Here is a 12,833-nt window from a genome sequence, read left to right on the forward strand (position 1 = left end):
CCTGTGGGCGCTGCGGCGCAGCCGGCGCCCCTGGCGCGGCGTCCCTCACCTCCGGCAGAATGCCGGGAGGGAGGGAGGGACGCTCGCCGAGCAGCGCGTGGATGCGCGCAGCTCGCTCCTTGGCGGCAGCGCGCAGCGCCTGCAGCCGCCCGGCGGCGCCGGAGCGCGCCAGCAGCGCATCGCGCTGCGCGGCCAGGCTGTGCCGCGCCTCGCTGAGGCGCGGCGCCAGCTCCGCGAGCAGCCCGTCCGCGATCGCGAGGGCTGCGCGGCGGTAGCGGCCGGCGATTCCGGCCGCCACGTCGGCGGCGTAGCGGAGCGTGTACTCGCCGGAGAGCAGCGCGCCTTCGCGTGCAGGACCGGCGATCCACTCTTCCTCTGCCTGCGGAAGCTCCGCCTCCAGCCTGCTCTCCCACTCCGCGCTCCACAGCCCGTGATTCTGCCCGAGACGGCGCAGCAAATCGCGCACATGCCAATCTACCTGCGCTTGCGCTTGCTCCTGCAGCTTGCCTAGGAACAGATCCCTTCTCCGTTCCTTCTCGCGCTCCGTCTTGCCGGCATGGAACAAAAGACCCATCTTAAAGCCGGACTTGCGGCTCTCCAAATACAGTGCGGCAGCTTCCCGAAGATCAGGCGTCATCAAATGCGCATTGGCCAGCAGACCGTCCAATTCCTTGGTCAAATCATTGCGCAGCCGATCGATGAGGCCATCCTGCTCGGTAAGCTCCCGCTCCAGCGCCGACAATTCTGCCTGTAGGCTTAACAGAGCTTCCTCGCCGCCTACTTCCTCAAGCAGCCGCTCCTCTTCTTCCTCGTCGGCATCCTTCAGCCGCTTCAAATACTGTTCCGCTCCGTGGAAAAGCGAGCAGCCGATGCTGAACTCGAGCAGACTCTCCCGAATCTCAAATAGGGAAGCAATCGTCTTCTCCAGCTCGCTCAGCATATTTAACGGATGGGACAGCTCCTTCAGGGATATATAGAACACCCCTGCCGGTACGATTCCCCATAACTCGAAGGCGTCCTCCACGGAACTGCGGTATTTCTCAAACGACAATTCGGTTTCCCGGTGCTTGTCGATCTGATTTACGACGAGATAGAGAGGTTTCCCCCAATCAGCCAGCCGTTTGGCAAACGACAGATTGCTTTCCGACAGAACATGGTTGTAGTCCATGACGTAGAACACGACATCGGCTAAATGCAGCGCCGAATTGGTAGCCATCGCGTGTCCAGCGTCATTGGAATCGACGCCAGGCGTATCCAGCAGCACGCCATGCTGCCCCAATATAGGAACATCATCCCATAGGGAGATCATCGAATATGTATTTCCGTCCCGGCAATAGTCATCCAGCTGATCAAGATGAAGCTCAATCTGCTCCGTATGTGCTTGCTCCGTATCGCTTATATCTCCGTTTTCCGCCTCCGCCCGTGTAAGGACGGCCCGAGGCTCTCCATTGCGAATGGCAGCCACATTGGCGGTTGTCGGTATCGGGCCCGACGGCAGCACCTGCTTGCCGCACAGCCTGTTAATCAGACTGGACTTGCCTGCGGAGAAGTGTCCGCAGAACGATAACGTTAATTCATCAGCTTTCAGCTTCCTTGTTAAATCTTGAATTTCCCGGCAAGCTCTTAGGTCTTTACCTGACTCATATAACTTCAAGAACTGGTCAAGTCGGTCATGAAGCCGCTGATCCCGACCAATTGTCAACGTTTCCATGAATATGTACTCTCCTTATTTATGTTTGCCTAACGCCTCACGAAGCAAGAAGCGGTATTCATTTTTTAGTATTCTCCTCGACATATTCCATGTCTTAGGAAATACATTCATTTTACATGAGTGGCATCCGTCAGGGAAGTCTCATAATTAGTGATTTTCCAGTAAAAATTATAGAACTTCCAGCTTATATATAGAAAAACGCCGCTCAAGGTACATTCTTCGTTGCCAAGAGGCCGATATCTTCGTTTTTGATTAAAAATGAAGCATTTCATCATCTAAAATAAACATTATTTTAGATTCGCCTGTCTTAACCCGTAATATTCCAGATGCCTAAACAAAAAACCGCCTCACGGATATGCCCGCAAGACGGTATTCTGATAGCCAAACCGTTTACACCGAAGGCGCCTCGAGCGAATCGGCCTCGGATGGAATTAGAATTTCAAACACTTTGCCATGCTGTAATATGGTGATTCCTTTCTCCTTATCCTTCATCACGACCACTTCAGGTTTGGCCGCCATGCGCTCCAAGTAATGGCTCGGCACTTCGCCGGAGTCGCTGACAGTCACGCCTTCAATTTCGCGCTCGTCATTCTCCTGCAAGTCGATTTCGATGACCTGCTCGAACATATCGGAGAATTGTTCAAAACTATCGGTGTACACAGAAATACATTTCATGGAGTCTCATCCTCTTCTACCTAGGTTTAAAAGTCACTTCTCTCTATCTTTTCTGACCGGTGACTTTTTCATACGTTTTTTGCCTTCCCGGCAAACATCCAGCAGCGGACAAATCTCGCACTGCGGATTCTGGGCCTTGCAATGATATCTTCCGAAAAAGATCAGCCGATGATGGGTAATCGTCCATTCTTCCTCGGGAACCCGCTTCATCAGCTTCTTCTCGACTTCAAGCACGGAATCGTTCCAGCCTGCCAGACCCAGCCGCTTGCTGACCCGTTCCACATGCGTATCGACGGCGATCGCCGGGACGCCAAATGCGTTCGAAACGACCACGTTGGCCGTCTTGCGGCCCACGCCCGGAAGCTTCACCAGCTCGGCATGCTCGCGAGGAACCTCCCCGTCGTACTGTTCAATGAGAATCCGGCATAAATTCTGAATATGCTTGGCTTTACTCCGAAATAGTCCGATGCGCCGGATATCCTGCTCCAGCTCTTCGAGCGGAACGGCAAGATAATCTTCCGGCGTCTTGTATTTCTGAAATAAATCTTCCGTCACCTTGTTTACGGTTGCGTCGGTACACTGTGCCGACAGCAGCACGGCAATCGTCAATTCAAACGCATTGCTGTGGCGGAGCTCACAGTGCGCATCCGGAAACATAGCGCCGATGCAGTCCAGAATATGACGGACACCCGCGGCATTCATGTCTCCACCTAACCTTTCTTCATGAATCTTCACGACGAAAACCGTCTTGCCCGGGAATGATCCCGCAACAAGACGGTTATTCTCACGAAAATGATTATTGTTTTTCGATTTCAACGAGTCTCTCACCATTGAAATACAAAACAATTTTATCATCATCTTTCAGAGATTGCACGGAAATCGTCGTATCACCTTGGTGAACATACGTATCCGCGTTTACAAAAAAGCGATATTTGTCATCCGCGATGGTCGCTCTTTTAACAACTAGCTCTCTAGCATTTGCATCATAGCGGGAGAATTTCCGCTCTAGCGAAGTCAGAACTTTGACGATAAGGGTACCATCGCTGTCTTTGCGCACCTCTACGCGATCCGCTGATGATAGTCCGCCTGTCCCCGTAGTTACGGACGTTCCGCGAACAACTTTGACGCTGCCCGATAGCGGGAACGATTCGGTTCCGCCGGCAAAGGTTTTGACCGTTAAGGTAGAGGCGTCGATATTTTGCACGCTGCCCAGCGTCAATTTGACAACCTGCAGCGATACCGCTTTATGCCCATTAAATGCCACGTTGATCGTTTGGCCACTTTGGATATTGTTCACCCTGATCGGATTGCCGTTCTCATCCGTGAGAATCGCCTGATCGACATAGAAGCTTTCCGTAAGCCCGTTATTGCTGTTCACCGCTCTGATGCGGCTATAGGACGTATCTACCGAGCTGACCACGAATTGAGCGGAAGACTTTACAGCCAGCGTCTGAACCGCATCCTGGTTCGTACTTAGCATAGCAACTACAGGATCGCCGACTTTTACATCGCTCAGCGTCGCGCTTTTGCCGTACAATTCAATCGTAGGAGCGGTTCCCTGGTAAGGCAGTGCAATTGTTTTATTATCGGATGTCAGCAGCGTAATCTTCTTCTCCGCCGTATTTACAGACACAAAGGTGCCTTCATATTTATAAATCATTTGCACGCTTAGCGCCCGGCTGCCGATATAAGTCACATTAATTTTCCGGTCTTTGTTCAGGACGGATTCCATCCCCGCAAGGGTCGGCTGGTTGGAGTTGTATTCTACCTTCGTCTTATCATCCAAAACAAATACGTGCGGCTTCGCATTCGCATCCAGCACCGTCAGCGTCTTGGACTTGCTATCGTAGTTCACGACCGTAGCGGCCGGCATTTGCTCGGACTGGCGGCCTTCCACCACGATCTTCGTCACCCGCTCCTCAGCATCCAGTGTCAGCTCGACCTTATCGCCGCCGTTCAAATCAGCGATCAGATCGTCAAATGTAGCGTCTTTAATGCCGCCTACGATAATTTCCGGTTTCTCCGTTAACAGCTTCACTTCAGGATATCCGCTGGCATTGCTGTAGGTCAGCAAGCGTCCGTTCTGATCCAATCCAAGCAGCGTCCCTTTGACCGTTCGCTCGATGCTTTGCGTCACCTCAAGGGAATCCAGCACGCTGTTCTTCACCGAATATTTAATGGCCGATTTGGCTTGCAATTCGTTGAGGCTGTTCAGCTTCTGACTTTGGTATAGCAGAATCGTCGTCTCGTCTACTGCATAGGTCTCGACCGTGCCTGAAGCATCGCGAATCGTTACTTTCTTGCCGGTCACATCGACAGATTCAATTGTGCCAGTGCCCGATTTGCTAACCAGAGCAGATTTTACCTGAACAAGCACCGGCTTCCTTGCCGCAGTATAAGTCTCCCGTTGTACGATAATCGTGCTCTCCGGAGTCAAGCTGCTGGCTGCCACTTTATTGCCGTTCTGATCCAGGAACGCTGTTGTATCGTCGAATGTATATTCCACGGAATCGTTATTCACGAGCATCAATATCCGATTACCATTCAGAATACGAAGCAGAGTGCCCTCTGTAGTCTCCAGCTGCTGATTCCCGTCAATGATTTCAACGTACGCCGCCGAACCAATTTTATCGATCGCCAGCACCTTCGTGTAAGTCTTCAAATCGTGCTTCGAGATCTTTAATTGCGAATCCTTGGTGAAGTATACGCTGCGGTTATCGAGAACGAAGCTCTTCAACTGATTATCTACGTACAAGGTCAGCTTGCTGTCGGTCAGCTCGGTCACGATCCCCTCATACACATTAGGATAATTGGCATCTAAATGCTCCGCGCCTTTACCGAAGAAGGTCGCGATTTGTGCCCGTGTCACATTGCCCTGCGGATCGAATTTATTGCCTTCAATCCCTTTCGTAATATCCAATTTGGCGGCCAGATTCACATAACCTCTAACTGAAGAGGTAATTTTGTCGTGGTCTGCAAAGCCAGTTGCCGCTATACCCAGCGCTTTGGCCTCCTCGTCTTTGCCTAAGGCGCGGATAAGAACTTTAGCTACCCATTCGCGGGACGCTTTTTTCTGTCCCCAGGACTCCTTCTCCTTTAAAATAGCCAGCTCTTCATCTTTATCGATCAGATTCTTCTTCAAAGCCAGCTCGACATAAGGTTTCGCGTAACCGCTAATTTGCAGCTCGGCAGGAACCGTATCTCCGCTGCCGACTTCAGCACTTAAATTCATAAAGCGAATCGCCATCGTAATGGCTTCCTGCTGCGTAACGCTATCGCTCGGACGGAACTTGCCGGCATCCCCGACAATGATGCCCTCCGCAGCTAGCTTGTAAATATATTTCTCGGCCCAAAAGCCATTCTGTACGTCGCTAAATAAGGAAAATGCCGTATTTGACGTGTTTGTAATATTTGTTCCCGTTCCCGAATTGGCAGAAGACTCTGCCGGCTCGTCCGCGAAAACGGCTGCGCTGCCGCTTAGGCAGATCGCGGCAGCGAGCATGGCCGATACCGCCTTTTTGGAATTACGTCTATAAGTACGTTTAAATGATGACATCAAATTCTCTCCTTCAACATTGATCTCTTAACCAAGTTCGACGGCGAGCTGCTATTTCCTCCAAAAAGTTGCTATTTTCTTAGAAAAGGATGCTCTAATTCGACATGGCCCATCAATGTGTCCGCCTGCCGGCCATCCACCAGAACTTCTATGGATTGCACTTCTTTGAACTGGAATAACGCCTTCGTCAACGACTCCACGGCGAGAGCTTCGCCGCCAGCTCCAAGCCGGGCCTCGTCTGGCAGAGTTAAATCGACAGTCAGCTTCCCGTCTTCGAGTACAGCCTGCTTGAAATTCACCTTTTCCCAAAGCGGCAGCAGACCAGAAGTCTCGCTTTGCTGCAGCGCCTTTAAAGTCTGCATATATTTCTCGGCATCGGCGCTATACGTAATTTCCTTATTCTCTGGAAACAGTTCGTTCAGCTGATCATCCGTGAAATATGCCTGAATAACCATCGTATTGGCCTGCTCCTCCGGGGAGCTATGATTTGAATCGCCTGCGCCATGAGCAACGGGATTGCTCGGCGGTTCTTGAATCGCCGTTCCGTCTACACTATTGCCGGCATTTCCTTGATTTTCCTGGTTTCCTTGCCCGCCTTCCACGAGCGCATTTGGCTTTTGGCCGCATCCCGCGGTTACGGCAAGCAGAAGCACCAAAACGCCGATGATCCATAGTTTTCTGTTCATGGTCACTTCCTCCTCCTCTAAAGGTGTTCAGGAAGCCGGCAAGCCGGCTTCCTGAATGCACATTTTATGAGCCGCTGGCTATTTTAAACCCAAATACTCTTTGATTCCGTCGACAACGCCCTGGGCTACGCTGTCCTGGAATTTCTCCGTATACAGCAGGGCCTCGTCGCTCTTATTGCTTAAATAACCAACTTCCAGCAGAACCGCCGGCATTGTTGTTTCTCGGGTAACATGCAGACTCTTTGCCCGTACTTTCCGATCGGACAGACCGGAAGACTTGACCAGATATTTATGCATGACATTTGCAAATGGCACGCTTTCTTGCCGCGTATAATATGTTTCTACGCCGCTGGCCGTCGCCGATCCGCTATTGGCATGAATGGATACGAATACGTCGGCATTCAGATTGTTAGCCAGTTTGGCCCGGTCTTGCAGCGTCACATACACATCAGTACTGCGCGTAAGCACATAGTCCAGCTGCGTTTCTTTCTTCAATAACGCTTCGACTTTCTTGACGATAGAGAGGTTAAGATCTTTCTCTTTCTTCTTCGTTACGCTGATGGCGCCCGGATCTGTACCTCCATGGCCCGCATCGATGACGACCAGCGGTTTGCCGCTGCCTTTCGATGGATAGCTCTGATCCACATTCAAATCAATGATGACATAACCGTCGTTTGCATTCAGCAAAGAATAGTTTCTTGCACCTGATAAATCCATGACAATCCTTATCGTTGAAGGATTATCGCTGAACTGCGAGTAGCGGATTTTGGTTACATCCGGATAATCGTTAATGTCCATGAATCCGGTCTGGAATGCATCCAGTGAATGATTAGTTGAAAATGATTCATCAAAGCGGGCATTTGGTATATCGATGACGATCCGGTCTGGCCCCGTCAAGCGAAATACATCGGGGGTTACGTTTTTGTCTACCGCAATAATCAGGCGATTGGCATCAAAGCCGATGCCTTTTACACCCGCCAAATTTTGTTGTTCCGGCACAGGAGTACCGGAACCGTCCCCTGGACTTTCGCTGTCTGAACCGGTGTTGCCAGTGTTTCCGCCTATTCCGTTTCCGCTTCCATGATCCGGGGTAATTAAATATACCGTCTTCGTAGCGTTGTCCCAGCCTACGGTAAGACCCATTTGTTCACTAACAAAACGAAGCGGCACAAGCGTCGTATCCTCTTTCAGTATCGGGGCGACGCCAAGGGCCAGCTTCTTGCCATTCACCGTAGCACTTGCCTGATTCACAACCAGCTTAATCGTTGTATCGCTTTGCTTTATAGTTACCGTGCGCGTCCCTTTTTCCCAATCGACGTCAAAACCCAGCTCCTCCATGACGACACGAATCGGAATCATCACATTGCCTTTCACATTCTGAACCTGGCCGTTCTTTGGCAAGTTCAGCGCTTCTCCGTTCAAATAGATGCTTGTGCCTCCTCCGGCAGCTTGTCCTATTGTCGGAAAAGCGAAAATACATACGAGCATGAATACCAAAAAACCAATTCTTCTCATCCGTCACCCCTACCATCTTAAAATTTTGCCTCGTGATGACCGATGACTTAAGCCCTGTTTCTCGGCATCACCAGACGACATATTAGACGTCCAGAATAACTAAAAGTTGCGTAATCTTTCCTGTTTTCCGACAATAGTCCCTACGACGGCCAGAACAAAAAAAGACTATTTTCAAGCCCGCAAGCTTGGAAATAGTCTTTTTTACTTGAGCAATCCCTGTATTTAACGAGTCATCGGATGGTCGAGCTCCACATGCCCCATGAGACTTTCTACCTGTTCTCCGTCGACCGTAAGCTCCAGGCTCCGAACCTCATCGAATTGAAACATCGTGGCTTTCAGTGAATCGATCGCCAGTACTTCGCCGCCCGAACCAAGCCGGGCCTCGTCAGGCAGACCGATATCAATGCGGAGCTCCCCGTCCGCAAAGGAAACTTTGTTTAGAACGGCCTTCTCCCATAGTGAGAACAAGCCGTTTTCAGAAACCTGAAGCTGCTTAAAAGCTTCGGCATACTTGTCCTCTTGTTGTTCAAACTGGATCTCACGCTGCACCTTCGTCAGCTCCATGAGATCATCATCCGTAAAATACAACTCTACTTGCACGGTCTGCAGATTTGGCTCCTCAACCTGTGTATTATTCTGCCCTGCCCCTTGGGAAACATTAGGTTCGGTTACTTGGGCCGGCTGCTGCTCTCCTTCCGGAGCAGCTTGGGGCTTCTGCCCGCATCCGGCAAGCGCGGCCGCAAGCACAAGCACAGTTCCAGCCATAACAAGCTTTTTCAAAACGATTCCCCCTCTCTGTTACAATCTATACCCGCTTCGTTAGTTTCTGTCACAAGCCTAAATACTCTTTAATCCCGGCTACAATGCCTGCTGCAATTCTATCCTGTACGGCTGGATCTTTCAACACCGCGTCATCCTGGGGGTTGCTGAGAAAGCCTGCCTCCAGGAGTATCGCCGGCATCGTCGTCTCGCGCGTCACTTTCAAATTCTGGTGCTTCACCTTGCGGTCGTTCAACCCTGTTGCTTCGATCATGTATTTATGTACCGTATCCGCAAGAGGAATGCTGACGTCCCGGGTATACAGCGTCTCGGTTCCAGTGGCTGTTGCAGAACCGCTATTGGCATGAATCGAAATAAAAATGTCAGCTTGCAAATCGTTTGCAATTTGTACCCTTTCGTCCAGCGTCGGATATGTATCGTCGCTTCGCGTCAGCACCGTAATAATCTCCGTTTCCTGCTGAAGCAGCTCATTCACTCGCAGCGCGATCGCCAAATTGAAATCCTTCTCCCGTCCCCCCGTTACGCTTGGGGCTCCCGGATCCTTCCCGCCATGTCCAGCATCAATGACAACAAGTCTTTTGCCGTCCGGCCTTGCTGGAATTACAGGAATGACAGGAGGAGTCGCGGCCTCCAAGGTCAGATCGACAAAGAGTGATCCGTTCTCGTTTGTAACAGCAAATTCCCTGCTCTCGTTCAAGTCGATAACGATTCTAATCGTAGATGGATCATTGCTGAATAAGGCATAGCGAATTTTCGCCACTTCCGGGTAACCCTCGACTGCCAATTGTCCTTGGCTTGTCGCGTCCAGTGGCAGCGCATCCATGAATTCGTCGGCAAATTTAGCGTTCGGAATGTCAATCACAATCCGTTCCGGATCTGTCATCTTGAATACGTTCGGCGCTACCGGACGATCGGCTGAGATCATAAGGCGGTTCTCGGTGAAGCTTAAGCTGCTGATCGCCGAGAGATCTCCTTCACTATGATCATTGTCCGCCTGTGAACCGGCATTGCCGCCTCCCGGATTATCCGGCTGCTTTACCGGCTGCTGTGGAACAGCTTCCCCTTCGCCGGCTGGAGGTGTACTGGCCCCTCCACTGACAACGCCACCGCCAGAACCGCCGCTTTCACTGTACAGATGCGCTGATTTTGTTTCGTTATCCCAGCTGACCTTCAGCCCCATCTGTTCACCGACAAAACGCAGCGGAACAAGAGTCGTGTTATCCTGCAGCAGCGGTGGAGCGGACAAGTCAACCTCGCTGCCGTCCACAACAGCCTTAGGGTTGTCTATAAAAAGCTGCAGCAGCCGTTCGTCCTGCTTAATCGTAACCGTCTCCGTCTGCTTCTCCCATCCAACCTCATAACCGAGTCCTTCTGAAATGATACGAATGGGAACCATAACGCTGCCATTAACCAGACCTGCTTGTGCAGCACCTGGCTGCTCCAGCTCCTGGCCGTCCAAATAAATTGAATGACCGGCGGCAGATGCCCCCCCAATGCCCGGCAAAGCCCACAGCATTACAACCAGCATCAACAGAAAACCTAACTTCTTCATCGTATCCCCTACCAATCCCTTTTCCGCCCACCGGCTGTAATATTATACCAGGTTCAAACGACACCAAAATATGACATGCTCATACACGATCCCATGTCACCTTCTAATTAACCCCATACTATCAGAAAATTCGTCCAGATCATAGACTTTAATGCAAGATTCGCGAAAGAGATTCATATATTTGTAGTATGTTTCATAGACAAAAATAGACAGTCCCCCGAACTACTCATGTAGATCGGGGGACTGTCTTTAATGCTGTATTGGCATTATGCGATCGAGTTGCTTGCTCTCTTCGCTTCATAAGCTGAGATGAGATGCTCATGCTGAAGTGTAAGTCCGATATCGTCCAGACCTTGCAGCAGGAACTGGCGGCGGTGCTCATCCAGATCAAACGAAATATTCAGGCCGTATTGATCCGTAATCGTTTTGTTCTCCAAATCAACCGTCAGTTGATAACCCTCATGCGCAGCAGTGCGCTGGAACAGGTCTTCAACCTGTTCTTCGGAGAGCTTGATCGGCAGAATGCCGTTTTTGAAACAGTTGTTATAGAAAATATCCGCAAAAGACGGAGCGATGACACAGCGGAAGCCGTAATCCAGAATCGCCCATGGCGCGTGCTCACGGGAGGATCCACAGCCGAAATTGACTCGCGAGATCAGAATTGATGCACCTTCATAGCGAGGCTTATTCAATTCAAATTCCGGATTTACATTACCTTCCGTGTCAAAACGCCATTCATAGAACAAAAATTGTCCAAATCCAGTGCGCTCAATCCGCTTCAAAAATTGTTTAGGAATAATCGCGTCCGTATCTACGTTTACGCGGTCCACCGGACCGACGATGCCTGTAAGTTTGTTAAAAGCTTCCATGATTAGTTCTCCCCTCTTTCGCCTTCGTTAGCTAACGACTTCGCTTTTCACATTCCATTCGCGGACATCCACGAAGCGGCCTTTAATCGCTGCCGCCGCCGCCATTGCCGGAGAAACGAGATGCGTTCTTCCGCCGCGGCCTTGACGTCCTTCGAAGTTCCGGTTGGAGGTGGAAGCACAGCGTTGGCCCGGATCCAGAACGTCGGGATTCATGGCAAGACACATACTGCAGCCCGCATCGCGCCATTCAAAGCCTGCCTCAATAAATACTTTGTCCAGGCCTTCTTTCTCTGCCTGCAGCTTCACGCGGCCTGAACCAGGAACGACGATTGCCGTTACTTTGTCAGATACTTTGTAGCCTCGTGCGATTTGTGCTGCAGCGCGGAGATCCTCAATACGCCCATTCGTACATGAGCCGATAAATACATAGTCGATTTCGATGTCAGTCATCGGCGTGCCCGGTGTAAGGCCCATATATTCAAGTGCTTTCTCGGCAGCCTTACGTTCGTTTTCCGATGCAAAGTCATTCGGGTTCGGTACAGTTGCGTTGATATTCGTTCCCATACCTGGGCTCGTGCCCCACGTCACTTGCGGAATCAATGCGTCAACGTCAAATTCCACGACACGGTCATACTCCGCGCCCTCATCTGTAGTAAGCTTCTTCCACTCCGCTACAGCGCGATCAAAGGCTTCACCTTGCGGTACATGCTCGCGGCCGCGCAGATATTCGAAAGTCGTCTCATCCGGAGCAATCAATCCTGCTCTGGCTCCAGCTTCAATGGACATATTACATACGGTCATTCTTTCTTCCATCGTTAGCTCGCGGATTGCCTCACCGGTGTATTCGATAACGTAACCAGTTGCAAAATCCGTTCCATATTGGGCAATAACGCCCAAAATCATATCTTTAGCAGTAACGCCAGGTTTGCGTTTTCCGACAAAACGTACCTCCAGCGTCTTCGCCTTGGCTTGCTGCAAGCACTGCGTAGCCATAACGTGCTCTACTTCACTCGTGCCGATACCGAATGCCAGCGCGCCGAATGCTCCATGCGTAGAAGTATGGCTGTCCCCGCAGACGATCGTTTTACCTGGGTGAGTCAAGCCTAGCTCTGGCCCCATAACGTGTACAACGCCCTGATCGATCGTATCCAGATCATAAAGCGTTACGCCGAAATCGCGGCAGTTCTTCGTAAGCGTATCGATCTGCTGCTTGGAAATCGGGTCTTTAATGTTGAAACGGTCTTTCGTCGGAACGTTGTGGTCCATCGTCGCAAAAGTCAGCTCCGGACGACGTACCTTGCGCCCGCTGAGGCGCAGTCCCTCAAATGCCTGCGGAGAGGTTACCTCATGCACCAAATGCAAATCGATATAAATGATGCTTGGTTTTCCTTCTTCCGCATAAATCACGTGATTGTTCCAAATTTTCTCATACATTGTCTTTTTAGCATTACTCATCGTATTCACCCCACTGAAGGATTCGAACATGTAA

General features: G+C 50.8%; 10 protein-coding genes. All 10 read right to left on the bottom strand.

The annotated features are described in order from the left end of the window. Positions 1–1,711, bottom strand: a 1,711-nt coding sequence (locus GNP95_RS06390) for a dynamin family protein (protein WP_196427097.1), incomplete at its 3' end; no start/stop codon positions are given. Positions 1,712–2,101: 390 nt separating this feature from the next. Next, the gene (locus GNP95_RS06395) at positions 2,102–2,386 is read right to left on the bottom strand and encodes an NAD/NADP transhydrogenase alpha subunit (RefSeq protein ID WP_155610061.1); all 285 of its coding nucleotides are present in this window, start codon (positions 2,384–2,386) and stop codon (positions 2,102–2,104) included. A 33-nt stretch (positions 2,387–2,419) separates the two neighbouring features. After that, on the bottom strand, positions 2,420–3,088 hold the full coding sequence (gene nth, locus GNP95_RS06400; RefSeq protein WP_155610793.1) for an endonuclease III: 669 nt from the start codon (positions 3,086–3,088) through the stop codon (positions 2,420–2,422). 94 nt (positions 3,089–3,182) lie between these two features. Further along, on the bottom strand, positions 3,183–5,942 hold the full coding sequence (locus tag GNP95_RS06405; protein ID WP_155610062.1) for an S-layer homology domain-containing protein: 2,760 nt from the start codon (positions 5,940–5,942) through the stop codon (positions 3,183–3,185). 71 nt (positions 5,943–6,013) lie between these two features. Beyond that, positions 6,014–6,628, bottom strand: a complete 615-nt coding sequence (locus GNP95_RS06410; RefSeq protein ID WP_155610063.1) for a GerMN domain-containing protein — start codon at positions 6,626–6,628, stop codon at positions 6,014–6,016. A gap of 78 nt (positions 6,629–6,706) precedes the next feature. After that, positions 6,707–8,143: an N-acetylmuramoyl-L-alanine amidase family protein gene (locus tag GNP95_RS06415; protein ID WP_155610064.1), complete on the bottom strand. Its 1,437-nt coding sequence runs from the start codon at positions 8,141–8,143 to the stop codon at positions 6,707–6,709. 222 nt (positions 8,144–8,365) lie between these two features. Then, the gene (locus tag GNP95_RS06420) at positions 8,366–8,923 is read right to left on the bottom strand and encodes a GerMN domain-containing protein (RefSeq protein WP_230873718.1); all 558 of its coding nucleotides are present in this window, start codon (positions 8,921–8,923) and stop codon (positions 8,366–8,368) included. 49 nt (positions 8,924–8,972) lie between these two features. Next, positions 8,973–10,475, bottom strand: a complete 1,503-nt coding sequence (locus GNP95_RS06425; protein ID WP_196427098.1) for an N-acetylmuramoyl-L-alanine amidase family protein — start codon at positions 10,473–10,475, stop codon at positions 8,973–8,975. A 266-nt stretch (positions 10,476–10,741) separates the two neighbouring features. Beyond that, positions 10,742–11,344 carry a 3-isopropylmalate dehydratase small subunit gene (leuD, locus tag GNP95_RS06430; RefSeq protein WP_155610066.1) on the bottom strand — a complete coding sequence of 201 codons (603 nt, stop codon included), beginning with the start codon at positions 11,342–11,344 and terminating at the stop codon, positions 10,742–10,744. 27 nt (positions 11,345–11,371) lie between these two features. After that, positions 11,372–12,799 carry a 3-isopropylmalate dehydratase large subunit gene (gene leuC, locus GNP95_RS06435; RefSeq protein WP_196427099.1) on the bottom strand — a complete coding sequence of 476 codons (1,428 nt, stop codon included), beginning with the start codon at positions 12,797–12,799 and terminating at the stop codon, positions 11,372–11,374. Between the last annotated feature and the right edge of the window lie 34 nt (positions 12,800–12,833).

Source organism: Paenibacillus woosongensis (assembly GCF_009725165.1).
GTDB lineage: Bacteria > Bacillota > Bacilli > Paenibacillales > Paenibacillaceae > Fontibacillus > Fontibacillus woosongensis.